Source organism: Enterobacter sp. SLBN-59 (assembly GCF_024807915.1).
GTDB classification, from domain to species: domain Bacteria; phylum Pseudomonadota; class Gammaproteobacteria; order Enterobacterales; family Enterobacteriaceae; genus Enterobacter; species Enterobacter asburiae_B.
Map to the genome: position 1 here is coordinate 668,797 of NZ_JANUFI010000001.1, position 24,514 is coordinate 693,310.

24 protein-coding genes are annotated in these 24,514 nt (G+C 59.3%); 15 read left to right on the forward strand and 9 right to left on the reverse strand.

Annotation, left to right across the window (positions count from 1 at the left end; all coding sequences use genetic code 11):
* Position 1: 1 nt before the first annotated feature.
* Positions 2-877, forward strand: coding sequence for a LysR family transcriptional regulator (locus M2422_RS03110; protein ID WP_064672586.1), 876 nt, complete (start codon positions 2-4; stop codon positions 875-877).
* 7 nt (positions 878-884) lie between these two features.
* Here the strand turns inward: M2422_RS03110 and M2422_RS03115 are convergent, their stop codons facing one another.
* Complete coding sequence (locus tag M2422_RS03115) at positions 885-1,844, reverse strand: hypothetical protein (RefSeq protein WP_064672585.1); 960 nt, start codon at positions 1,842-1,844, stop codon at positions 885-887.
* Between the two features lie 115 nt (positions 1,845-1,959).
* Between M2422_RS03115 and M2422_RS03120 the strand changes: the two genes are divergently transcribed.
* Positions 1,960-2,388, forward strand: a complete 429-nt coding sequence (locus M2422_RS03120) for an OsmC family protein (RefSeq protein ID WP_023311893.1) — start codon at positions 1,960-1,962, stop codon at positions 2,386-2,388.
* 23 nt (positions 2,389-2,411) lie between these two features.
* Here the strand turns inward: M2422_RS03120 and M2422_RS03125 are convergent, their stop codons facing one another.
* Positions 2,412-3,317 carry a LysR family transcriptional regulator gene (locus M2422_RS03125; protein WP_064672584.1) on the reverse strand — a complete coding sequence of 302 codons (906 nt, stop codon included), beginning with the start codon at positions 3,315-3,317 and terminating at the stop codon, positions 2,412-2,414.
* A 114-nt stretch (positions 3,318-3,431) separates the two neighbouring features.
* Here M2422_RS03125 and M2422_RS03130 point away from each other — a divergent pair, with 114 nt between their 5' ends.
* Positions 3,432-4,181, forward strand: a complete 750-nt coding sequence (locus tag M2422_RS03130) for an SDR family NAD(P)-dependent oxidoreductase (protein WP_058840956.1) — start codon at positions 3,432-3,434, stop codon at positions 4,179-4,181.
* Here M2422_RS03130 and M2422_RS03135 read toward each other — a convergent pair.
* Genes M2422_RS03135 through M2422_RS03165 form a run of 7 tightly spaced genes read right to left on the reverse strand, consistent with a single transcriptional unit; the run spans position 4,178 to position 11,012 of the window.
* Positions 4,178-5,107, reverse strand: coding sequence for an ABC transporter ATP-binding protein (locus M2422_RS03135; RefSeq protein ID WP_064672583.1), 930 nt, complete (start codon positions 5,105-5,107; stop codon positions 4,178-4,180). The genes M2422_RS03130 and M2422_RS03135 overlap by 4 nt on opposite strands.
* Positions 5,100-6,086, reverse strand: coding sequence for an ABC transporter ATP-binding protein (locus M2422_RS03140; RefSeq protein WP_064672582.1), 987 nt, complete (start codon positions 6,084-6,086; stop codon positions 5,100-5,102). Before M2422_RS03140 ends, M2422_RS03135 begins: the two co-directional genes overlap by 8 nt.
* Complete coding sequence (gene ddpC / locus M2422_RS03145; protein ID WP_047647662.1) at positions 6,086-6,979, reverse strand: D,D-dipeptide ABC transporter permease; 894 nt, start codon at positions 6,977-6,979, stop codon at positions 6,086-6,088. Before ddpC ends, M2422_RS03140 begins: the two co-directional genes overlap by 1 nt.
* On the reverse strand, positions 6,976-7,998 hold the full coding sequence (locus M2422_RS03150; RefSeq protein WP_033145620.1) for an ABC transporter permease: 1,023 nt from the start codon (positions 7,996-7,998) through the stop codon (positions 6,976-6,978). The genes ddpC and M2422_RS03150 overlap by 4 nt, the downstream gene beginning before the upstream one ends.
* A gap of 23 nt (positions 7,999-8,021) precedes the next feature.
* The gene (locus M2422_RS03155) at positions 8,022-9,554 is read right to left on the reverse strand and encodes an ABC transporter substrate-binding protein (RefSeq protein ID WP_064672581.1); all 1,533 of its coding nucleotides are present in this window, start codon (positions 9,552-9,554) and stop codon (positions 8,022-8,024) included.
* A 15-nt stretch (positions 9,555-9,569) separates the two neighbouring features.
* On the reverse strand, positions 9,570-10,145 hold the full coding sequence (ddpX, locus tag M2422_RS03160; RefSeq protein WP_023311885.1) for a D-alanyl-D-alanine dipeptidase: 576 nt from the start codon (positions 10,143-10,145) through the stop codon (positions 9,570-9,572).
* A gap of 12 nt (positions 10,146-10,157) precedes the next feature.
* Complete coding sequence (locus tag M2422_RS03165) at positions 10,158-11,012, reverse strand: MurR/RpiR family transcriptional regulator (protein ID WP_033145617.1); 855 nt, start codon at positions 11,010-11,012, stop codon at positions 10,158-10,160.
* A 266-nt stretch (positions 11,013-11,278) separates the two neighbouring features.
* On the opposite strand from M2422_RS03165, the gene M2422_RS03170 reads away from it, so the two are divergent.
* The 12 genes from M2422_RS03170 to M2422_RS03225 all read left to right on the forward strand — a co-directional run bounded on the left by M2422_RS03170 (position 11,279) and on the right by M2422_RS03225 (position 24,496).
* Positions 11,279-12,760 (forward strand): alpha/beta hydrolase, encoded by a 1,482-nt coding sequence (locus M2422_RS03170; protein ID WP_064672580.1) that lies wholly within the window; start codon positions 11,279-11,281, stop codon positions 12,758-12,760.
* Between the two features lie 95 nt (positions 12,761-12,855).
* Positions 12,856-14,067 (forward strand): diguanylate phosphodiesterase, encoded by a 1,212-nt coding sequence (locus tag M2422_RS03175; RefSeq protein WP_064672579.1) that lies wholly within the window; start codon positions 12,856-12,858, stop codon positions 14,065-14,067.
* Between the two features lie 88 nt (positions 14,068-14,155).
* Positions 14,156-15,046, forward strand: a complete 891-nt coding sequence (locus tag M2422_RS03180; RefSeq protein WP_064672578.1) for an aminoimidazole riboside kinase — start codon at positions 14,156-14,158, stop codon at positions 15,044-15,046.
* Positions 15,047-15,219: 173 nt separating this feature from the next.
* The gene (locus M2422_RS03185; RefSeq protein WP_064672577.1) at positions 15,220-16,737 is read left to right on the forward strand and encodes a carbohydrate porin; all 1,518 of its coding nucleotides are present in this window, start codon (positions 15,220-15,222) and stop codon (positions 16,735-16,737) included.
* 66 nt (positions 16,738-16,803) lie between these two features.
* The gene (locus M2422_RS03190) at positions 16,804-18,174 is read left to right on the forward strand and encodes a sucrose-specific PTS transporter subunit IIBC (protein WP_064672576.1); all 1,371 of its coding nucleotides are present in this window, start codon (positions 16,804-16,806) and stop codon (positions 18,172-18,174) included.
* On the forward strand, positions 18,174-19,580 hold the full coding sequence (locus tag M2422_RS03195) for a sucrose-6-phosphate hydrolase (protein ID WP_064672575.1): 1,407 nt from the start codon (positions 18,174-18,176) through the stop codon (positions 19,578-19,580). Before M2422_RS03190 ends, M2422_RS03195 begins: the two co-directional genes overlap by 1 nt.
* 28 nt (positions 19,581-19,608) lie before the next feature.
* The gene (locus tag M2422_RS03200) at positions 19,609-20,625 is read left to right on the forward strand and encodes a LacI family DNA-binding transcriptional regulator (protein WP_029741322.1); all 1,017 of its coding nucleotides are present in this window, start codon (positions 19,609-19,611) and stop codon (positions 20,623-20,625) included.
* A gap of 89 nt (positions 20,626-20,714) precedes the next feature.
* A complete protein-coding gene (locus M2422_RS03205; RefSeq protein WP_064672574.1) occupies positions 20,715-22,265 on the forward strand; it encodes a methyl-accepting chemotaxis protein in 1,551 nt (516 codons plus the stop codon).
* A gap of 118 nt (positions 22,266-22,383) precedes the next feature.
* Positions 22,384-22,902, forward strand: coding sequence for an AAA family ATPase (locus tag M2422_RS03210; protein WP_064672573.1), 519 nt, complete (start codon positions 22,384-22,386; stop codon positions 22,900-22,902).
* Between the two features lie 149 nt (positions 22,903-23,051).
* Positions 23,052-23,471 carry a hypothetical protein gene (locus tag M2422_RS03215; protein WP_064672572.1) on the forward strand — a complete coding sequence of 140 codons (420 nt, stop codon included), beginning with the start codon at positions 23,052-23,054 and terminating at the stop codon, positions 23,469-23,471.
* A 5-nt stretch (positions 23,472-23,476) separates the two neighbouring features.
* Entirely contained in the window at positions 23,477-24,037 is a 561-nt protein-coding gene (locus M2422_RS03220; RefSeq protein ID WP_064672943.1) for an RNA polymerase sigma factor, read from the forward strand.
* Positions 24,038-24,124: 87 nt separating this feature from the next.
* On the forward strand, positions 24,125-24,496 hold the full coding sequence (locus M2422_RS03225) for a hypothetical protein (protein WP_064672571.1): 372 nt from the start codon (positions 24,125-24,127) through the stop codon (positions 24,494-24,496).
* Positions 24,497-24,514 lie beyond the last annotated feature (18 nt).

A 24,514-nucleotide genomic window follows, 5' to 3' on the forward strand; every position in this document is an offset into this window, starting at 1 on the left:
TATGGATCGCGTTATCGCCGCTCAGGTTTACAACCGGATATGCGAGCTGGGCAGTTTGAGCGCGGCGGCCCGCGCGTTGGGCATTTCCCGACCGATGGTGAGCCGCTACCTTGAACAAATGGAGAAGTGGGCGGGAACGCGCCTGGTAAACCGCTCCACGCGCAAGCTGACGCTGACCGCGGCAGGGGAAAAGGTGCTGCAAAAAACGCGGACGCTCTCGCAGATTTCGCAGGAAATCGAGGGCCAGTCGGAGAAAGATCTGCCGTCCGGCACGCTGCGGGTGGCCTGCGCCCATTTTACCGCCATGCACCTGATTGCGCCGGTCCTGCCTGAGCTGCTCTCGCGCTACCCGCAGCTGCGCATCGAGCTGGACGTGAATAACCACCCGGTCAGCCTGGTGGGAGAGCGCATTGATGTCGCCGTGCGCATTACCGACAACCCCGAACCCGGCATGATTGCCCGCCGGCTGGGGGAGTGTCGCTCGGTGCTTTGCGCCTCGCCGGAGTACCTGGCACAGCACGGTATCCCCGTCAGCCCTGAAGAATTAGCGCAGCACAACTGTCTGCACTACAGCTTTTTTGCCGGGCAGTCCTGGCACTTTCTGACGCCGGAAGGGGAAAGCCTGAGCGTGGCCGTCAGCGGCAACCTGAGCGCCAGCATCTCTTCGCTGTTGATGGACGCGGCGATTAAGCACTGCGGTATCGCCATGCTGCCGGAGCGCGAAGCGTCTGCCGCGCTGGAACAGGGATTGCTGGTGCCGGTGCTGGAGGCGCTTGAGCCGAAACCGCTTGCCATCCATGGCATTTATCAGTCCCGGGAATACCAGCCTGCCGCGCTGCGCGTGTTCCTTGACGAACTGTCGCGCTACCTGGCATAAGAAGGGATTACTTCGCCTTTAGCCAGGGAGACGTCGTGCTCCAGAAAATAATATCGGCACCGAGATAACTTTCGCCGAAGCGGACAAATTCCGCTTTGGTGAACGGTTTTCCGGTCTGAGGATCCTTATAGGTCAGGGTCGGCTCCTGAACCGCCATGGCGATGAGCGGCAGCGTCTGTTTATTTTTATGGAAGAAGGGATAGGCGTTCTTCATGTGGGCCTTGCGGTTGGGAACAATGTCCGGCCCACCCAGGCCGATATTGTTGGCGCTGGCATACGCAAACAGTCGCCCCATGTAGTTGTGGTCATTATCCCATTCGCACGGCCAGAAGTTCACGTACTGCACCACGTGTGATTTCTGAAAAGCCTTTCGCGCAAAGGCCAGGTTTTCCATTTCACCCGCGAAATAGCCGTCGCAGGTAAACCCGACGGGCGGATTTTTTTCATCGAGATCGATGGCGGTTTCGGGCAGGTTTACCCCATACACCTCGCCATCAAAGCGTTTCGCGAGGGCGGCCAGCAGTGCCTGGTAGCGCTGGCGCACGGCGGGATCCCACTGACGCGCCACCCATCCTGAACCGACCGGCTTGCCTTCGCCGGGGTTATCGAACTGCGGCGCAATCCCGCCTCCGTATTGTGTGTCGCGCATGAGATAGTCCGGCACGTAGCGGGCGTCCGGCTCAAAGAAACGGTCCTGGATTTGAATAAAGAGTTTTTTTCCGGCGGCCTTAACGCGCGCCAGATCCTGTTCAATCCGCGAGAAGTCATAGCTGTCCTTCTCGGGTTCCAGCAGGCGCCAGTTGTAAACGATCTGCACGCCGCCGATATCGCTTCGCGCAACAAGCGGGAACGCCGCGTCGAGATCGCCCGAGCTGGTATAGATAAAGTTCTCCGGCGTTTTCGCCAGTGAAGAGAGCGACAGAGCCAGCGTGGTGACGGCAACGGCCATCCTGATTTTTAGGGCCATATCATTATCCTTTTTGTCGGTACAGCAGGTGAAAGTCCTGGAATTGTCTGTGTTCCAGGGTGGGTCAGATGCGTAGTCTATACTTAACCCTTTGTAAGCCAAAAGGAGAGCAAGAATGACTATTCATAAGCACGGTTCGGCACACTGGTCTGGCGACATTAAGCGCGGAAAAGGAACGGTTTCCACCGAGAGCGGCGTTCTCAATCAGCAGCCTTATGGTTTCAATACCCGCTTTGAGGGCGAAAAGGGGACCAACCCCGAAGAGCTGATTGGCGCGGCACATGCGGCCTGCTTCTCAATGGCGCTGTCGCTGATGCTCGGTGAAGCGGGTTATACCGCCGATTCCATTGATACCACCGCGGACGTCTCTCTGGATAAAACCGACGGCGGCTTTGCCATCACTAAGGTTGCCCTGAAAAGCAAGGTGACCGTTCCCGGCATCGCCCCGCAGCAGTTCGACGGCATTATTCAGAAAGCAAAAGCGGGCTGTCCGGTCTCGCAGCTCCTGAAAGCTGAGATTACGCTGGACTATAAGCTCAATTAAGCCACAGCCGGGTTTGCGCCCGGCTATCCCTTCAGCGCGGCGGGGAACACCTCCGCCAGCCAGGCAATAAACACCTTCAGGCGGTGCGTCAAATGCCGGTTCTGCGGGTAAACCACATGAAACGGATACGCGGCAGGGCGCCAGTCGCCCAGGATCGCCGCCAGCGTGCCCGCCTGTAAATACGACTTTGCCGAATACTCAAAGGTTTGAACGATCCCCAGCCCCGCCGCGGCAGCCGCCAGATGGGCATTACTTTCATTGACGCCGAGATAGTGCGGAATGTTGATTTCCAGCGCCTCGCCGTTCTGCCGGAAGCGAAACGGAAAGGGCCGTCCGGTGACGGGCGAGAGATAGCTAATCAGCTTGTGGCCGTTGCGCAGCTCCTGCGGATAGGCCGGGACGCCGTGATTTTTCAGGTAACCCGGCGTCGCGCAGGTGACCATTTCGGCGTTACCGAGATGACGGGCGATGAGGGTCGAGTCGTCCAGCGGACCGCCGCGGATCACGCAGTCTACGTTACCGCTGATGAGATCGACCGGCCGGTCGGCCACGCCAAGGTCGATGCAGATCTCCGGGTAGCGCTGCATAAATGCCGGAAGCAGGGGGATGAGCACGTCCCGGGCGGTGGATCCGCCCACGTCAACCCGCAAATGCCCTTTTGGCGTCGCGCGGGAAACGCGAAACGAGGTGTCGATATCTTCGATATCAATCAGCACCCTGAGCGCTTTTTCATAGTATTCCATCCCTTCAGGCGTCGCGACCACCCGGCGAGTGGTGCGGTGCAGAAGGCGTATATCCAGGTGCGACTCAAGCGATTTAACCAGCTTGCTCAGCGTGGCGATCGGCATATTCAGCGAGTCCGCCGCGCGGGTAAAACTGCCGGACTCCACGACCCGCGTAAAGGCGCGCATCGCCATGAGCTGGTCCATGATGACCTCGGATTATTTCTGTTTGTGAATAGTCATTTTCATTTTTGCCCGTTTTTCACTAATGCCGCAAGGGCTAAAGTTTGTCCAACGCAAACCCAACAAAAGGTAAATGACATGAACACGACTCTCTCAGGAAAAATCGCACTGGTCACCGGCGGCAGCACCGGCATTGGTCTTGCCACGGCGCAGGAGCTGGCGGCACAGGGCGCAAAGGTCTACATCACCGGTCGTCGCCAGGCCGAGCTGGACGCGGCGGTGGCGGAAATTGCTTCAACCGCAGTGGGCATTCGCGCGGACGCCTCAAAGCTTGCCGATCTGGATGAGGTTTATGCCCGGATAGCCAAAGAAGAAGGCCGTCTTGATATCCTGTTCGCCAATGCCGGTGGCGGCGATATGCTGCCGCTGGGCGCGATCACCGAAGAGCAGTTTGACCGGATTTTTGGCACCAACGTGCGCGGAGTGCTGTTCACGGTGCAGAAGGCGCTGCCGCTGCTGTCCGCCGGATCGTCGATTATTCTGACCGGATCGACGGTGTCCATTAAAGGGACGGCCAATTTCAGCGTCTACAGCGCCAGCAAGGCCGCCGTGCGCAACTTTGCCCGCTCCTGGGCGCTGGATTTGCAGGGCCGCGGGATCCGCGTCAACGTGGTGAGCCCGGGTCCGATCAAAACGCCGGGTCTCGGCGATCTGGTGCCGGAAGAACACCGTCAGGGGCTGTACGACGCGCTGGCCGCGCAGGTACCGCTGGGGCGTTTAGGCGCGCCGGGCGAGGTGGGTAAAGCGGTGGCGTTTCTGGCCTCCGACGCGGCCAGCTTTATTAACGCCACCGAGCTGTTTGTGGACGGCGGGATGGCGCAAATCTAACCCAGACTGCGCCAGCAGCGCACGTTACGGCCCTCGCGTGAGGGCTGTAGCGGCTGCGGCTGTTCACACCCCTGCGCTGCTATCGGACAACGGTCGCGGAAAAAACAGCCTTCGGGCAGATGACGATTGCCGGGAAGCTCCGTTTTGCGCAACGCCAGATTTTCATCCAGCGGTTCACCGGTGCGGGGAACCGAGTCGAGCAGCAGACGGGTATAGGGATGGCGCGGCTCGCCAAGCACCTGCGCGGCGCTGCCCAGCTCCACAATCTGCCCGAGGTACATCACCGCCACGCGGTCGCTCATGTGTCTGACCACCGAGACGTTATGCGAGATTAACACGTAGGTCAGATTACGCTGCTGTTGCAGGTTCACCAGCAGGTTGAGGATTTGCGCCTGCACGGAGATATCCAGCGCGCTGGTGGGTTCATCAAGCACGATAATATCGGGGTTGGAGGAGAGCGCCCGGGCGATGGCGATGCGCTGGCGCTGCCCGCCGGAGAAGGCGTGCGGAAGCCTGTCGAGATATTCCGGGCGAATGCCCACCTGCAGCGCCAGGTTTTCTGCCAGCTGGCGGCGTTCGCGCTCGCTGCTGCGTTTTTGCACCCACACCGGCTCGGTGATGATGCGCCAGACCGGCAATCGCGGGTCGAGCGAGGAGAGCGGATCCTGAAACACCATCTGCATGCCGCCCGCGTGGTGCGCCCGCTGGCACGCGCCGGTGCTGGGCTTAAGCATGCCCATCAGCAGCTGGGCCAGCGTGCTTTTCCCGCAGCCGGATTCCCCGACAATGCCCAGCGTTTCCCCGCGACGGATCTGGAGATCGAGCCCGTTGAGGGCATGGACCTGTTCCGTCACGCGGCCCAGCCAGTTTTTGCGCGCCGCAAAGTTCACGTGCACGCTATCCAGTTCCAGCAGTACATCAGACATGGTGTTTCTCCCGTTGTGGATACCAGCAGGCAGCCTGTTGGCCCTCTGCACCGTTGGGCTGTAAGCGCGGCGTTTCGCTGCATTTCGCTCCGGCGGCAAAGCAGCGCTCGCGGAAGGCGCAACCCTGCGGAAGCTTGCTGAGGTTGGGCACCGTGCCGGGGATGGCGGGAAGCAGGTCGCGCGGCTGGCCGTTTTCCGGGGCGCACCGCAGCAGGCCGATGGAGTAGGGATGCACGGGTCGGTGGATCAGCGTTTGCGTGGCACCGCTCTCGATCACGCTGCCCGCATACATCACGTACATTCTGTCGCAAAGCTGCGACACCACGGCCATATCATGGCTGATAAACAGCACCGAGGTCCCGCTGGCCCGCGCCTTATGCTTCAGCAGGCGCAGCACCTGGAGCTGGACGGTAACGTCCAGCGCGGTGGTCGGTTCGTCGGCGACGATCAGCTCCGGCTCACAGGAGAAGGCAAGGGCGATCATCACCCGCTGGCGCATGCCGCCGGAGAGTTCAAACGGATAACGCTCCATGACCTGCTTCGCGTCCGGGATTTGCATCTCTTCCAGCAGGGTAATCGCCTTATGCTGCGCCTCGCGCCGCGAAAGCGGCTGATGCTGGCGGATCACCTCCACCATCTGTTTGCCAATCCGCCGCGTCGGGTTGAGGGCGGTCATGGGCTCCTGAAAAATCATCGCCACTCGTGCACCGCGCCACTGGCGAAGCTGCTTCTCGGACGCCGTCAGGACGTTTTCGCCGAGTAACTTCACCTGACCGTGATGAATGCGGTAGCTCCCTTCCGGCAGCAGCCGCATGGCGAGCATGGCAGTCACGGATTTACCCGACCCCGACTCACCCACCACGCCGACGATTTCGCCCCTGCCGATCTCCAGCGAGACGTGGTTCAGCGCGTGGACCTCTCCGCGAAAAATCGGGAAGCTCAGGTGCAGGTCTTCAATACGTAATACCGGCTCGGTCATCACTGTTTTCCTCCCGACTTCGGATCCAGCAGATCGCGGATACCGTCGCCAAACAGGTTAAAGCCCACGGCGGTAATTAAAATCGCCGCACCGGGAAAGGCGCAGTACCACCACTGGTCCAGCACGTAGTTACGGCCCACGGCCACCATCGCGCCCCATTCGGCGGTGGGCTGCTGCGCGCCCAGGCCAATAAACCCCAGCGTGGCGGCCATCAGAATGGCGCTGCCGATATCCAGCGAAGCCTGCACAATCAGCGGCGGCAGGGCGTTGCGCAGGATATGCCAGCGGATCAAATGCCAGCGGGACGCGCCAAACGTGCGGGCGGCCTGAACGTAGGTAAACTGGCGCACCACCAGGGTTTGCCCGCGCGCCAGGCGGACGTAAAACGGGATGCGGACAATCGCAATCGCCAGCATGGCGTTGAACAGGCTCGGACCGAGCGCGGCGGCCAGCGCCATGGTCAGCACCAGGGAAGGAATGGAGAGCATGATGTCCATCACCCGCATGATGATGGCGTCGCCGCGCCCGCCCAGTACGCCGGACAAACAGCCCAGCAGCGAGCCAATACCGCCCGCAATCACCACGACCGCCAGCCCGGCGGTAATCGACTGCTGGCTGCCCGTCAGCACGCGGCTAAACAGGTCGCGTCCCACCTCATCGGTACCAAACCAGTGTTGCGCAGACGGCGCCTGCAGGCGGGCGGTCAAATCCAGCGCGTTCGGGTCATGCGGAACGATCCACGGCGAAGCCACCATCAGAAAGAGCATCGCAATCATAATGACGCCGCCAACGATCGTGAGCGGGCTTTGACGCAGCATCCAGAACAGCTTTGCCCAGTTGATGCGTTGTCTGGCGGTTTTAACCGGGACGGGCGTTTCCTGCGTTAACATCATTCGGCACCTCCGCGCCCGATTCGCGGGTCAATCCACAGGTAAAGCAGATCGACCACCAGATTAACCAGCACGTAGGCCAGCGAAACGACGACGGCAAACCCCATTACGGCAGGGAAATCGAGCGCCTGAATGGACGTCACCACCCACGCGCCCATGCCCGGCCAGGCAAAGACGGTTTCGGTCAGCACGGCGCCGTAAAGCAGATCGCCCAGCGCCAGCCCGAGCACGGTAATGGACGGGATCATCGCATTGGGCAGGGCGTAGCGCAGGACGATGTACCAGCCGGGCAGGCCGCTGGCGCGCGCGGTGCGGATGTAATCCTCACTAAGCTGCTCCAGCATCGCCGAGCGAACCTGGCGCGCCACGATCCCCAGGTGAACAAACGCTAGCGTCAGCGAGGGTAAAATCAGGTGCTGAAGCGCGTTGAAAAAGACCTCACCGTTGCCCTCCAGCAGCGCGTCCAGCAGATAAAAGCCAGTGACGTGCGTCGGCGGATCGAGCCAGTCGTCCAGCCTGCCGCCGCCCGGCAGGATCTGCAGGTGCCCGTAGAACAGCACGATGACGCCCAGCCCAAGCCAGAAGGCTGGCGTGGAGATCCCGGTCATCGCCATTAAACGCACCAGGTGATCCAGCCAGCGGTTGCGGTAAACCGCCGACAAAATCCCCAGCGGCACGCCGATGACCAGCGCCAGCAGCAGAGAACAAAAGGCCAGCTCCAGCGTGGCGGGGAAAAAGGCCTTCAGGTCTTCCGCGACCGGGCGTCCGGTGCGGATGGACGTGCCTAAATCACCGTGCGCCAGAGCGTCCACGTAGCGGCCAAACTGAACATACAGGGGCTGGTCCAGCCCTAACTGCTGGCGGATGTTCTGCACGATTTCGTCGCTGGCGCGGTCGCCGGCCAGCAGACGGGCCGGATCGCCGGGGATCAGGTGTGAAATAATAAAGGTGATAATACAGACACCGGCCACCACCAGGATTAACCCCCAGCAGCGCTGGCGCACTATGCTCCAGAACGTCATACGCTTTCCCCCGGCGAGAACCGTTATTTGCTCATGGTGGCGATGTTGAACACCTGCTCGAGCATCGGATTAAAGGTGAAGCCTTTGACCTCTTTGTTCATCGCCAGCTGGTAGTTTTTCTGGAACAGATAAACGTAGGCCGCCTCGTCGATAACCACCTTTTGCGCCTGCTGGTAATCTTTGGTGCGTTCCGCCTGGTCGGTGGTTTTCAGCGCGGCCTGCAGCAGCGAATCAACCTCTTTGTTCTCATAGAACGAGCGGTTGCCCGGCAGCCCTTTTTTGTCCGATTCGAACCAGTAGTTCATGAACATGTACGGGTCGGCAAAGTCCGGGCTCCAGTTGCCGATGGCAATGTCGTAATCGCCTTTTCCGACGCGGTCGCGCATGGTGGCGTTGGCCAGTTTTTCCAGCTTGACGCTAATGCCGATCTTGCCGAGGCTGGCCTGAGTGGAGAGGGCGATAGGCTCCCAGTTCGGATCGTTGTCCGAGTAGAGGAAGGTCAGGCTGGCGGGTTTGTCTTTGACCTTCTCCAGCGCCGCTTTGGCTTTGGCCTCGTCAAAGCTGTACTGCATTGCCGTGGCGTCAAAGCCCCACATGCCTTCCGGGATCGGGCCGCGCATCTGCTTGCCGTTGCCGCTCAGAATGCCTTTCACCATCCCCTGGTAATCCGTCGCCCAGGAGATGGCCCGGCGTAAATCCACCTGATTGAGCGGCGCTTTGCTGTTGTTGAGATAGAGGTAAGTCACGCGCAGGGACGGGTATTCTGCGACGGCGACTTTACCTTCCTGCTTCAGGGCCGCAAGCTGATCGACTGGCAGGGAGTCGGCAATGTCCAGATCGCCGCGGGAAAGCTGCAGTCGGCGCGAGGCGCTCTCACCGATAATTTTCACCGATACGCGCTTAAAGTGCGGCTTTTCACCCTGCCAGTGGGGGTTAGGCACCAGGATCAGCTGCTGGCCTTTCTGCCAGCTTTTCAGCATAAACGGCCCGGAACCGGCGGTGTTTTGCGCCAGAAAACCGCGAGCATCGTCTGCCGCGTTGGCCTTCAGCACCGCCGGGTTAATGATGGACGCCCCGTCGTTTGCCAGCGTGTAGAGGAACGGTGCGAACGGCTGGCTGAGGGTGAACTTCACCGTATGGTCATCGACGGCATCAACTTTCAGGTCTTTCGGGAAGGCTTCAGACGGCCCCTGGCCGAGCTTCAGCAGGCGCTCAAAGGAGAGCTTTACCGCCTCGGCGGTGACCGGCGTGCCGTCGGAAAATTTCGCGTTATCCGCCAGGGTAAAGGTCCACTCTTTCTGGTCTTCAGACGCCTTCCAGCCCGTCGACAGATCGCCTTCCACCTCGGTAGAGCCTGGCTTGTACTTGACCAGACGCTGGTAGGACGGATAGGTGACGGTCCAGTCGTTGTTATCAATGGTGATGGCAGGATCGAGCGTTTGCGGGTCGGCGGCTTTACCGATCGCTAACATGTCTTTCGGGACGGCAGCCAGCGCCAGCGGTGCGCTCAGGGTCAGCGTGGCGGCGATCAGCGTCGAGAGAAGCGATGTTTTCATGGCAGTGCTCCAGGTTTAGAGAGAAGTGTGCGTCAGGGGAAAACAGGCAAAACGGTCGTCAAGCAGCGGGTAGCTGGCGGCGTTCGGCAGTTCGAAGTGCCACCATTCGCTGCTGATACCCACAAAACCACCGCCGAACATGATTGCGTTCAACAGCAGACGGTTGCGCTGGGCGTGCGGCGGCACGGAGGGGTGATACGGATGCGAGCGGTCGTGCATTTCGTCAAAACCGGCCCCCATATCCAGCACGGCGTTATGTTCATCCATCAGGGTGACGTCGATGGCCGTACCGCGGCTGTGATTGGAGCCAATCGCCACGTCGACCACGTATTCCGGGTTCGGGCAGGCATCCCACAGCTGAGCCTGCGCCTGCTGCGGCCGATAGGCGTCGTACACCACCAGCTTCAGCCCGGCCAGCGAGGCAATGCTGATGGCTTTTGCCAGCGCGGTGGCCGCGTCGGTATGCAGCAGGCACAGCGCCTCCTGATAGATCGGACGGCCGGTGATGTTGTCGGCGGTGGCGTACTTCAGATCGATATGCAGCGTGGGAAACGTCTTCGCCACATCAATCAGTTCACTCTCTTCGGGCATAGCTCCGCTCCTTTAGCGTTCGAATTGACCAAACTCTTGTTGTAATTGCCGGTTTACCGCCAGACGCGCCGGGAGCGCCTCACCCAGCGCCTCCACCACGCCCGACAGCAGCAGGTTGAACAGACAGCTCACGGGGGCAAGTGAATCCCAGAAGTGACCGGTATCGGTTTTCACCTGCAGTAAATCCATCGGGTAATCCCGCGCCCACGGGCACCAGATATCGGTGATTAAGGCCAGCGGAATGCCTTTCTCGCTGGCGACGCGGCAGTACTGGCGGGCCATCGCGGAGTAGGTGCGCGTATCGGTCAGCACGACGTACGGATGCGAAAAGCCCGAGTTAAGAGATTCCACCCAGCTGCCGGAAGCGCCTTCCGAATAGCTCACGCGCGGGCGGAGGTACTCGAGGTGGCTGAAGAAGGCGTTGGCAATCCCACGCGTGGACTGGATCCCCAGCACAAACACCGCGTCCGCGTGGGCGAGGTTGTGCACCACCTGACGAAAGGCGTCCGTTTGCGCCAGTTGGTACACCTGCGTGATGGCATCCACTTCCAGCGACAGGGCATGCTGAAGGCGGCTGGAAAGGGGGCGCTGCTGCTGCCAGGAGTCCAGCCGCTCGTTCATACCCCAGGGCTGATACGGATCGCGCAGGCTCTTTTTGGCATCTTCCAGGTTGCGATACCCCAGTTTGCGCAGGAAGCGTCCGACGGTAATTCCGCTGGTCCCGCTCGCCTGACCGATGCTCTCCGCCGTTTCAAACGGGATTTGCGCGGCGTGCGCCAGCAGCCAGCTTCCGACCCGCTTTTCGCTGGGCGTGAGCTGGCTGAACGTCGCTTCGATACGGCTCAACATCTCGGGTTTCGTCGTCATACCGCCTCGCTGTTAACAGGCTGTCAATGGCAAAATTTTTGTTACCTGGTTAACAATGCATGACGCGTGCCATGTTCACAGGGCGGGTGAAACCCGCTGTGCAGTAAACTTCATGCAATATTTGCTTAACCAATGATCAACATTTGTGCAGCGTAGTTCACTTTTGGTGCACTGTCTGACGCGGCAGGTATGAATTTGGTGAATACGTCAGTCCGTTCACATTTTTGATAAGATAGATGTAGTGTGAATATAAAAGGGATCCCGGCATGGTAAATCTGCCCTGGCGAGTCAGCGTGCGCCTGATGGCGCTTGCAAAGAAAATAGGGATGGTCGTCGGGATCGTACTGATCGTCCTGCTGGCGGTGCGGGTGTATCTCTCGCAGCAGGGACCGGAACTGCACCTGTGGCATACCTGGCGGGCCGATGAGATGTCCGTACGCGAGATGGATAACGCCGATTTTGCCCGGTATATCGCCCGGGAAAACGCCATTTTCGCCGATCTTGATAATGCGGTGACGGCGAAAACAGAGGGCGAGGAACGCACGCCGTTAAACCGCTATTATCGCCAGAGCCTGGTATGGCCGGGACAGTTTACGCCCGATGCCAACCGCTCCTTTGTGCTGATGCCTGCCGGAAAGCCGCGCGGCGCGGTAGTGCTGCTGCACGGTCTGACGGACTCGCCCTACAGCGTCCGGCGGCTTGCCGTGAACTATCAACAGCACGGCTTTGTGGCCGTGGTCCCGCGCCTGCCCGGGCACGGCACTGCGCCCGGCGCGCTGACGGACGTCGACTGGGAGATGTGGCTCGCGGCGACGCGTCTTGCGGTGCGGGAAGCCACGCGTCTGGCGGGCGAGGCTGCGCCTCTGCATCTGGTGGGCTACTCCAACGGCGGGGCGCTGGCGATGAAATATGCCCTCGATGCGCTGGATGCGCCTGCGCTGCGTAAACCGCAGCAGGTGATACTGCTCTCACCGATGATCGGCGTGACGGCCTTTGCGCGCTTTGCCGGTTTCGCCGGGTTACCGGCGCTGCTGCCGGCGTTTGCCAAAGCGGCGTGGCTGAATATCTCTCCGGAATATAATCCGTACAAATATAACTCGTTCCCGGTGAACGCCGCCCGCCAGTCATGGCTGCTGACGAAGGCCCTGCAGGAGCAAATCAGCCGCGAGGCGCGGGAGAACAGGCTGGCGAATTTGCCGCCGATCCTGGCGTTTCAGTCGGTCATGGATTCCACGGTCAGCACCCGCGCGGTGGTGACCGGCCTGTTTGACCAGCTTCCGGCAAACGGCAGCGAGCTGGTGGTGTTTGATATCAACCAGGCGGCGAGCTTCCGCCCGCTGTTCAAACCGTCGTCGTGGACGGCAACTTCGGCGCTGCTGCAGGTTGCGAAGAGGCGTTACGGTGTCACCATTATTACCAATGCGGACGCACACAGCTTCTCGACGGTGGCGAAAATCACTCCGGCAGGCAGCACCCGGGAGACGGTCGTGCCGCTTGCGCAGGCCTGGCCGCAGGATGTCTATTCCCTGTCGCACGTTGCGGTGCCGTTCCCGCCGGATGACGATCTCTATGGCCGTGAGCCTCGGGTGAAAAACCGCTACGGTATCAGCCTGGGGACGATTGCGCTCTGGGGCGAAACCTCCGTGTTGAGCGTCGGGAAAGAGGCGCTTATGCGGGTCACCTCGAATCCGTTTTACGACTACATGCAGGGGCGGATAGACAGCCGAATTGGCAGCGGGGAAAAGTAACGTTCCCCTGCGGTGTGAATATGTTAGGTCGCATTGATTAAGTATGTTAAATAGTAGCTTCAAGGCACCTCTCTTTCTCATCGGAACCCATTTTTGTGCTGACGACTCTGATTTACCGAAGCCAGTTGAATTTATCCCGCCCCTCCACCGAGCTGCGGGAACTGGTGGAGCGCGCCCGGATCCGCAATGCCAGTCTGAATATCACCGGGGTTCTGCTCGCAAAAGGCAGCGACGTGCTGCAAATACTCGAAGGGTCGGAAGAGAGCGTGCTTAAGCTGTTCCATAAAATCCGTGACGACAAGCGGCACAGTGGAGTGGTAGAGCTGATGCGGGACTATGGCCCGCGCAGACGCTTTGAAAACGTCGGTATGCTGCTGTTCGATCTGCAGACGCAGTCACCGAAAGAGGTGCTGCAGTCGGTTCTGAATTACAGCAAGCTGGACAGCTATCTCACATCCGATGACCGGGTGTTCAAATTTATCCAGACGTTTATCACGGGCAAACGTCCGGCCCTGTCGGGCGCACGCTACGTACCTGAAAAATGGACGCTTTCACCCGAGGCGTTGCCCTTTGGCGAGAGTATGGGACTGATTGCCGGACAGCCCTGTCAGTTTGCGCTTCAGCCCATCGTTGAGCCCTCGGAAGGGAAGATCAGTTCGCTTGAAGCCCTTATTCGCGGCAACGAAGGCGGCAGCCCGGAGCATTTCTTCAGCGCCCTCGACCCGGACAAAATCTACGAAGTCGATCTCCAGACGAAAGCGTATGCCTTTGCTCTCGCGGAAAAGCTGGGCATTGGCAGCCATAAGATTGCGGTAAACCTGCTGCCGATGTCGCTGGTGAATGTCCCCAACGCCGTGGAATTCCTGGTCAGCGAGATAAAAAAACATGGGCTGCAGCCGGAGCAGGTAGTCATTGAAGTGACGGAAAACGAGATGATCTCCGGCTTCAACCAGTTCAATAGCGCCATCAAGCAGCTTCGCGGTGAGGGGATTGGCCTGGCGATCGATGATTTCGGTTCCGGCTATGCCGGTCTCTCGCTGCTGACTCGTTTCCAGCCGGACAAAATTAAGATCGACCGGGAGATAGTTAGCGATATCCACCTCAGCGGCCCGAAGCAGGCGATTGTGCGCTCCATCGTCAGCTGTTGCTCCGATCTCGAAATTACCCTGGTGGCCGAAGGGATCGAGAAGATAGAGGAGTGGTGCTGGCTCGAGTCTGCCGGGATCCGCCGTTTCCAGGGCTTTCTGTTCGCCCGCCCGCAGCTAAATGGCGTCGGTGATATTCACTGGCCGCATCTGGTGCGTTAGCCAATTTTCCTCCCGCGTTATTTCCCCTTCGCCCTGCCTGTGCTTAAATAGCTAAAACGGTTTAACGTAGTTTAGCTACGAGGATCACATGAAAAAAATCTGGGTACTTGGCGATGCGGTAGTGGATTTGCTGCCCGATGGAGAAGGCAGATTGCTGCAGTGTCCCGGCGGCGCACCGGCAAACGTTGCGGTCGGTATTGCCCGGCTGGGCGGCCAGAGCGCCTTTATCGGCAGGGTTGGCGACGATCCCTTCGGGTGCTTTATGGCGAAAACTCTCGCTGACGAGCGGGTCGATGTGAAGTTTTTGCGCCTTGACCCGGCGCACCGCACCTCAACGGTGGTGGTCGATCTGGATGACCAGGGCGAACGCTCGTTTACCTTTATGGTGCGTCCGAGCGCCGATCTGTTTCTCGAATCCGCCGATCTGCCGATGTTCAGCGCCGGGGAGTGGCTGCACGTCTGTTCCATCGCATTAAGCGCAGAGCCGAGCCGTTCTGCGACTTTTGAGGCGATGGCCGCTATTCGCGAGGCGGGTGGTTACGTCAGCTTCGACCCCAATATTCGCCCGGATCTCTGGCCGGATGAGAACGCGCTGCGCCGCTGCCTGGAACAGGCCCTGCAGAGTGCCGACGTGGTGAAACTCTCCATCGAAGAGCTGGCGTTTTTAACCGGAAATGTCGAGGTAAACGTCGGTCTGGACGCGCTGATGGCGCGCTGTCCGGCGCGTCTGGTGCTGGTCACCCAGGGAAAAGAGGGGGTGATCGCCTGGCATGATGGCACCGTAAAACACTATCCGGCAACGCCCGTCGAATGTGTCGATACCACCGGCGCGGGCGATGCCTTTGTGGCGGGGCTGCTCTACGGGCTGGCCGCCGGGCAGGACCTGACGCCGGTCATCGCCTTAGCCCAGCGCTGCGGCGCATTAGCCACCACGGCCAAAGGGGCAATGACCGCATTGCCGTGGCAGCACGATCTGTAATTCCTTCCTTCACTGGCCGCCATCCGGCGGCCTGAATTGTCGCCTCGATCACACTTACTAAAACGGTTTAGCAAAAAAGATTGCCGATCCAAAATTCAGAGGTTTAGTATCAGCAACCTAAACCGGTTTAGCAATTTAGCACGTTTAATGACTTCTTTTAGGGATGCGACAAAATGTATAAAAAACGCAGACTTGCCGTGATGATAGGCATGCTGGCCGGAAGTACCTCTGTTTTTGCCCAGTCGGATATGACAAGTATCGAAGCGCGTCTTGCCGCGATGGAGCAGCGCCTCCAGGCTGCGGAAACGCGTGCGCAGGTGGCTGAGAAACGCGCCACCGATGCGGAACAAAAAACGCAGCAGCTGGTTGCCGCCCAGCAGCAGACGCAAACGACAGCCCAGGCGGTGGCGCAGCGCACCACCGCGCTGGAGAAGAAGGCGGATCAAAGCAGCGGGTTTGAGTTCCACGGCTACGCCCGTTCGGGCCTGCTGATGAACGATGCGGCCTCCAGCAGCAAAAGCGGTCCTTATCTGACCCCGGCCGGTGAAACCGGCGGTGCGGTAGGGCGTCTGGGTAACGAAGCCGACACCTACGTCGAGCTGAACCTGGAGCACAAGCAAACTCTGGATAATGGCGCCACCACGCGCTTTAAAGCGATGCTGGCCGACGGTCAGCGGACCTATAACGACTGGTCAGCCGATACCAGCGATCTTAATATTCGCCAGGCCTTCGCGGAGCTGGGCAACCTGCCTGATTTTACCGGCGCGCTGAAGGGCAGCACCTTCTGGGCGGGTAAACGCTTCGACCGCGACAACTTTGATATTCACTGGCTGGACTCCGACGTGGTGTTCCTGGCCGGTACCGGCGGCGGCGTCTACGACGTGAAATGGAACGATTCGCTGCGCAGCAACTTCTCCATTTACGGCCGCAACTTCGGCAGCGTGGAGCAGACCGACAATAACGTTCAGAACTATATTCTCAGCATGAACCACTTCGCCGGACCGTTCCAGCTGATGGTGAGCGGCCTGCGTGCGAAGGATAACGACGACCGTAAAGACACCAACGGCGATCTCATCAAAACTGACGCCGCCAATACAGGCGTTCATGCGCTGGTCGGGTTGCACAACGAGAGCTTCTACGGCCTGCGGGAAGGGACAGCCAAAACGGCGCTGCTGTACGGTCACGGGCTGGGTGCGGAAGTGAAAAGCATCGGCTCCGACGGCGCGCTGCTGTCTGAGGCGGATACCTGGCGCTTCGCAAGTTACGGTGTCACGCCAGTCGGCGGCGGCTGGAGCGTTGCGCCCGCCGTACTGGCGCAGAGCAGTAAAGATCGCTACGTCAAGGGCGATAGCTATGAGTGGGTGACGCTTAACACCCGCCTGATTAAAGAAGTGACGCAGAACTTCGCCCTGGCGTTTGAGGGAAGCTATCAGTACATGGATTTAAATCCGGAAGGCTATAAGGACCGCAACGCCGTCAACGGCAGTTTCTACAAGCTGACCTTTGCGCCGACGTTAAAAGCGAGCAAAATCGGCGATTTCTTCAGCCGTCCGGAGCTGCGCCTGTTTGCCACCTGGATGGACTGGAGCAGCAAACTGGATCATTACGCCAGCGATGATGCCTTTGGCAGCAGCGGCTTCAGCGCCGGCGGGGAATGGAACTTTGGGGTCCAGATGGAAACCTGGTTTTAACCCATCACGCTCCCGCCCGGCGGGAGCGTTTCGCACATCATAAAAAGAAGTCAGGCAGAGGTATCTATGGATTTTAATCAAATCGCCCGCGAGCTTATTCCGCTGCTCGGTGGCAAGGAAAATATCGCCAGCGCGGCGCACTGCGCAACGCGTCTTCGTCTGGTGCTGGTTGATGACGCGCTTGCGGATCAGCAGGCGATCGGCAAGGTCGACGGCGTAAAAGGCTGTTTTCGTAACGCCGGACAGATGCAGGTGATTTTTGGCACGGGCGTGGTCAACAAGGTCTACGCCGCGTTTATTCAGGCGGCGGGGATTAGCGAATCCAGTAAATCTGATGCCGCGGATCTGGCGGCGCGCAAGCTGAACCCGTTCCAGCGCATTGCCCGTCTGCTCTCCAACATCTTTGTCCCGATCATTCCCGCGATTGTGGCATCCGGCCTGCTGATGGGCCTGCTCGGCATGGTGAAAACCTACGGCTGGGTCAATGCGGATAACGCCATCTACATCATGCTGGACATGTGCAGCTCCGCGGCGTTTATCATTCTGCCTATTCTGATCGGCTTTACCGCCGCGCGGGAATTTGGCGGTAACCCGTATCTCGGCGCGACGCTGGGCGGCATTCTGACCCACCCGGCGCTGACCAACGCCTGGGGCGTGGCGTCCGGCTTCCACACCATGAACTTCTTCGGCCTTGAGATTGCGATGATTGGCTATCAGGGCACGGTGTTCCCGGTGCTGCTGGCCGTCTGGTTTATGAGCATCGTGGAGAAAAACCTGCGCCGCGCGATCCCGGACGCGTTAGATCTGATCCTGACGCCGTTCCTCACCGTCGTTATCTCCGGCTTTATCGCCTTGCTGATTATCGGCCCGGCGGGGCGCGCGCTGGGCGACGGCATCTCCTTTATCCTGAGCACGTTAATTGAACACGCGGGCTGGCTGGCCGGGCTGCTGTTCGGCGGGCTTTACTCGGTGATTGTGATCACCGGTATTCACCACAGCTTCCACGCGATCGAAGCCGGGCTGCTGGGCAACCCTTCGATTGGCGTTAACTTCCTGCTGCCGATTTGGGCCATGGCGAACGTGGCGCAGGGCGGCGCCTGTCTGGCGGTTTGGTTCAAAACCAAAGATGCCAAAATCAAAGCCATTACCTTACCGTCGGCGTTCTCTGCGATGCTGGGCATCACTGAAGCGGCCATTTTTGGTATCAACCTGCGCTTTGTTAAGCCGTTTATCGCCGCGCTGATTGGCGGCGCTGTGGGCGGGGCCTGGGTGGTTTCAGTCCATGTGTACATGACCGCCGTTGGGTTGACCGCTATTCCGGGCATGGCCATCGTGCAGGCCAGCTCGCTGCTCAACTATATTATCGGTATGGTGATTGCCTTCGGCGTGGCGTTTACCGTCTCACTGCTGCTGAAATATAAAACGGACTCTGAATAATGACGTTACCTTCCCGCTGGCCTGCGATCCTGCAGGCCGTTATGAAAGGTCAGCCGCAGGCGCTGGCGGATAGCCACTACCCGCAGTGGCACCCCGCGCCGGTGACGGGGCTGATGAACGATCCCAACGGGTTTATCTGGTTTGCTGGACGGTACCACCTGTTCTATCAGTGGAACCCGCTGGACTGCGAGCATCGGTTTAAATGCTGGGGGCACTGGAGCTCGGCGGACCTGGTGCACTGGCAGCACGAGCCGCTGGCGCTGATGCCGGATGAAGAGTATGACCGCAACGGCTGCTACTCCGGTAGCGCCGTGGATAACGATGGCGTTTTAACACTGTGCTATACCGGCAACGTCAAGTTCGATGACGGCAGCCGCACCGCCTGGCAGTGCCTCGCAGTGGAACAGCCGGACGGGACCTTTACGAAGCTGGGGCCGGTGCTGGCGCTGCCGGAAGGCTATACCGGCCACGTGCGCGACCCGAAGGTGTGGCAGCACGACGGGATGTGGTACATGGTGCTCGGCGCGCAGGATCTGCAAAAGCGCGGCAAGGTGCTGCTGTTTAAGTCAGCCGATTTGCACGCCTGGACGTCATGCGGGGAAATCGCCGGTCACGGCGTCAACGGCCTGACGGACGCGGGGTATATGTGGGAGTGTCCGGACCTGTTTGCCCTCGACGGAACGCACATCTTAATCAGCTGTCCGCAGGGGCTGGCGCGCGAGCCGCATCGCTATCTCAATACCTATCCGGCGACCTGGATGAGCGGGGCGTTTGACTATGCAAACGCCGCGTTCGATCACGGCGACCTGCGCGAGCTGGACGCGGGCTTTGAGTTTTACGCTCCGCAAACGACGCTGGCGGAAGACGGCCGACGCATTCTGATCGGCTGGATGGGCGTACCGGACGGGGAAGAGATGCTTCAGCCAACCCGGGCGCACGGCTGGATGCACCAGATGACCTGCCCGCGCGAATTACGCTATCGCGACGGCAGGCTCTGGCAGACCCCGGCGCGCGAGCTGGCGGCGCTGCGTGAAGATGAGCAGCGCTGGCAGGGGCGCGCCAGCGAGGCGCCGGACCTGGACGCGACGCGCCTGGAGTTTGAGCTGAGCGCTGCGCAGGTGAATGTCGATTTTGGCGGCGCGCTGCGTCTTACGGTCGATGAGCGGGGCATACGTCTTGAACGCGCGAGCCTGAAAACCGGTGAAACGCTGACCCGCTACTGGCAGGGCGACGTCACTCATTTACGCGTTCTCTGCGACCGCTCCAGCGTTGAAATCTTCATCAATCACGGTGAAGGGGTGATGAGCAGCCGCTATTTTCCTGACCATCCGGCCCGGGTGCGATTCGAAGGTGCGTCCGATATCACATTACGCTACTGGTCGCTGCGCGCCTGCATGATAGAATGAGGGTTTTGGCAGCCGGATCTAAGTCGTTGTGAGAAAAACAAAACGCGTCACCATTAAAGACATCGCGGAGCTGGCGGGTGTGTCAAAAGCCACCGCCAGCCTGGTCCTGAACGGGCGCAGCAAAGAGCTTCGCGTGGCGGAGGAGACGCGCGAGCGCGTGCTGGCGATTGCAAAAGAGCACCACTATCAGCCCAGCATTCACGCCCGGTCGCTGCGCGATAACCGCAGCCACACCGTTGGTCTGGTGGTTCCGGAGATCACCAACTACGGTTTTGCCGTGTTTTCTCACGAGCTGGAGACGCTGTGCCGCGAGGCGGGGGTTCAGCTGCTGATCTCCTGTAGCGATGAAAACCCGGGCCAGGAGACGGTGGTGGTGAACAACATGGTGGCGCGTCAGGTTGACGGGCTGATTGTGGCCTCCAGCATGCTTAACGATGCGGACTACCACAAGCTGAGCGAGCAGCTGCCCGTTGTCCTGTTTGACCGCCACATCAACGACAGCGCGCTGCCGCTGGTCATCACCGATTCGATTACTCCAACGGCGGAACTGGTGGCCGACATTGCGCGCCAGCACCCTGATGAATTCTACTTCCTCGGCGGCCAGCCGCGCCTTTCTCCGACGCGCGACCGCCTGGAAGGGTTTAAGCAAGGTCTGCGAGAGGCGGGCGTGGAGCTGCGCCCCGAGTGGATCATTCACGGCAACTATCACCCGAGCTCCGGTTACGAGATGTTTGCTGAACTCTGCGCCCGTCTGGGGCGTCCGCCGAAAGCGCTGTTCGCCGCCGCCTGCGGGCTGCTGGAAGGGGTGCTGCGCTATATGGGCCAGCACAACCTGTTGCAAAGTGATATCAGGTTAGCCAGTTTTGACGATCATTATCTCTACGATTCGCTGACGATCCCGGTGGATACCATTCGTCAGGATAACCGCCAGCTGGCGTGGCATTGCTTTGATTTGATTAGCAAATTGATCGAAGGGGAGACGCCGCAGCCGTTGCAGCGCAAGCTCAATGCCACCCTGCAGCGACGCTATAAGCCAGCGAAATAGCCCGGTTCGATACTTCAATAACTTTAATTAATTTAAGTTTTGGAATGGCCGATAACCATAAGGAATAATTCTCCTTGAGGTATTGGTTTATGTCGTTGAAAAAGTCGTCCCTGATCGTCCTGTTCTCGCTGCTTTTCTTCTTTGTTGTCAGCACTGTGACCAGCGTTGGCCTCATCATTAAAAGTAATAATTCCCTGGATAACGTCAACAAAGAGATCCAGGTTGTGCTGTCCATTATTGACCCCATCAACCATAGCCGTACGCTGCGCGTGCGGGTGATGGAGTATGTGAAGATGGTGGAAGCGGGCAACTCGGCAGACGGAGCTGCAAAGCTAACCGCCGTGAAGGAGGCGCTGACCAAAGCGGACCACGCCTTTGCGGCCTTTATGGCTTCGCCGCGTCTGACGGATGAAGCGCCGCTGGTGACTGCCTATCAGGATGCCTGGCAAAACTACCGCAACCAGGGGCTGGCGCCGCTGATCGATGCCGCCGAGGCGCACGATGTCGCCAAATTTAACGCCCTGATCCCGGAGGTCTCCCGCCTCGACCGCCAGTACGAGATCGTTCTCGACCAGGTCCTTTCCGTCCACCAGAAATATGCCAAAAGCCTGAACGAGAATGCGAGCAGTAACTTCGTCTCTGGCCTTGCGATCATTGCCGCTATCGCCAGCCTGTTTGTGGTGGTGATTGTCGCCGTCAGCCTGCTGATGAAGCGCTTTGTTTTTGCGCCGGTCAACCTGGCGCGCGAGCACTGCAGCCAGATTGCGGCAGGCAAGCTGGACGTTCCGGTGCCGGTGAAGGGGAGCGCACATAACGAAATAGATCATCTTATGAGCTCAATGGAGCAGATGCGTCAGGCGCTGCTGGCGACCATCGCCCAGGTGCGCGATGCGAGCCATACCGTAACGCACGCGGCGCAGGAGATTGCCTCCGGAAATATCGACCTGGCGTCACGTACCGAACAGCAGGCTTCCGCGTTGACCCAGACGGCGGCCAGCATGGAGGAGCTGAGCGCGACGGTGGCGAACAATACCGACAACGTTTACCAGGCAGGGAAACTGGTGCAGGACGCGGTGAAAAATGCCCACACAGGTGAAGCGGTGACCCGTGAAGTGATCGACACGATGAACACCATCGCGGCGAACTCGAAGCGTATCGAAGATATTACCAGCGTCATTAACAGCATTGCCTTCCAGACCAACATCCTGGCGCTGAACGCGGCGGTTGAAGCGGCGCGCGCCGGAACGCAGGGTCGCGGCTTTGCGGTCGTGGCCAGCGAAGTGCGCACCCTGGCGCAGAAAAGCGCGGTGGCGGCTAAGGACATCGAGAGCCTGATTGCGCAGTCGGTCTCGAGCGTGAAAAACGGCGCGGAGCTGGTCAGCCGCTCGGGTGAGGTGATTGACTCGATTATTTCATCGGTGAATAAAGTGAATACGCTGATGGAGCAGATCTCCGTCGCTTCCGAAGAGCAGAGCCGCGGGATCAGCCAGGTCGGCCAGGCAGTGACCGAGATGGATGGCGTGACCCAGCAGAACGCCGCGCTGGTGCAGCAGTCCGCCGCGGCAGCGGCATCCCTGGAAGAGCAGGCGCAGCAGCTTTCACGGAGTATTTCGAGTTTTAGTTTGCCGGTGCAGGCTTGATTGTATGAGGGGGGCTCCTACGGGAGCCTTTTTTGTATCTGGTGTAACCGTTTCTGTATAATTCAGGACGTCTCTATAGGCAGCACATATCTAATATTAATTATCACCAGGGAAAATTATGTTAATTATTTTTAGTGGGCTACCCGGCAGTGGTAAAAGCACCGTTGCAAAAATAGTTACTCAAAGGCTGGGGGCGGTCTATCTGCGGGTTGATACTGTTGAGCAGGCCATTCGTTCAGTCTATGAACCGGGTCAGGAAACGGGGCCGGAGGGCTATTTTGCCATCTATGGTTTAGCAAGTGAGAATCTTAAGCTCGGCTCCACCGTTGTGACCGATTCCGTTAATGATATTAACCTTGTGCGAGATACTTTTCGCAATATTGCTCTTTCGTTGAATGTCCCTTTCCTGGAAGTTGAAATTGTCTGCTCAGACGAAAAAGAACATCGTTATCGCGTGGAGCACAGAGTCTCTGATATCCCAGGGCTCACACCTCCTGACTGGAAACAGGTAAAAAACCGTCAGTATGCCCCCTGGGAGAGAGAACATCTCATATTGGACACCGCCCTGTTATCAGCGGCAGAGTGTGCAGATAAAATCCTGGAAATAAGGAATAAGATCGCTCTAAACCGGCCTTAAACGGTGAACAAGCGCCAGCAATTGCTTTCACGGGGCGTGTGAAAATACGCTCTCCGCAAAATTATTCATTCACCCCAGCAATATTTCCCTCCTTCATCCGTCTACCTCATCACAAGCCATAATCAGTTACTGTAAACGAGGTAAACACCATGAGAGATTTTGATATGCACGGCAGAGGTCACGGGCGCGGATTCGGTCGCCACCGTATGGGCAAGGGCTTAGTCATCGGCGCGGTGATTTTTATCGTGCTCGGCCTGGTGGTGATGACCCTGTGGAACGCCTTGCTCCCGGCCATTCTCGGCGTGAAGGCCATTGGCTTCTGGCAGGCGCTGGGCATTCTGGTGCTGAGCCGCATTCTGTTTGGCGGGCTGGGTTTCCGCCCGGGGATGTTTGGCGCGCACCGCCGGATGCACGAGCGCTGGATGAACATGACGCCCGAACAGCGCGAGGCGTTTATTAAGCAGCGTCGCGAAGGGTTCGGTCGCCACGGTCGCGGCCACTGCGGCTGGCACGGTCATCGTGACGATAAGCGCGATGACGCCACGCCAAAAGCGCCGGAAGCAGAGTGAGCGAAATGAAAGCCGGGGAGGCGGGCGGATCCATGCTGATGTTGGCGCTTAATGCCTGCCGCGCCCGGCTGACAGCCTTCATTCGCGGACGGACGTCCGTTCGCGATGATGCCGACGACATTTTGCAGGAAGTCACCTATCAGCTGATGAAAGTGGAGCAGCCGGTCGAAAACGTTGCCGCCTGGCTGTTCCGCGCGGCGCGTAACGAGATGACCGACCGGGCGCGTAAAAAGCGCGAGGTACCGCTCTCCGGCTATTTTACGGGCGAAGACGAGGAGGGGTTCCCGGAGGACGAGCTGGCCGAAACCCTGTTCGGCGTACCGCACACGCCGGAAGAGGAGTACCTCAAAACGCTGCTGTGGGAAGAGCTGGGGCAGGCGCTGTCTGTACTGCCGCCGCCGCAGAGGGAGGTGTTTGAAAAGACCGAACTCCACGGCTATAGCATTAAAATGCTGGCAGAGGAGACCGGTGCCAGCGAACAGGCTCTGTTATCCCGCAAGCACAAGGCGGTGCTGTTTCTGCGCATGCGGCTGCGGGACGTCTACGACGCGCTGACGGGCGAATAGCGGCGATAGACAAAACCTTACACTTCCGGCACTTGTAGATTCATCACTATCGTTTATGATCGGGGCGTCTTGTTACTCTGGAACGTTATGCGCAACCGTCAGCTCCTCGGAAAATGGCTTTTGATCGTCACCTGTCTCGCGATGGCGCTTTGCCTCGTGCAGCGTGCGGTGATGCCCAACCATTTTTTACAGGGACTGGATCCGCAAATTTCACTGAGTGCAGATGCCCCGGCTCAAAGCAGCAACACTGAACAGCCCGGCCCGTCGCCCTGTCAGCTGGGCGCACACTCGCTGCTTTGTGCGCAGCCGCTGTTCTTCGACGGCGCGCTACCGGCCATTATCATCTTCTTCGCGCTGCTGCAGCTGCTTACGCAGGGGCGGGTATTGGCTCCCGCGGAACAGCCCGTTCAGGCGCCGCCTCCCCGAATACACCTTAAAAACTGCGTTTTCCGTGAATGAAAATCATCGTCCTCTCAC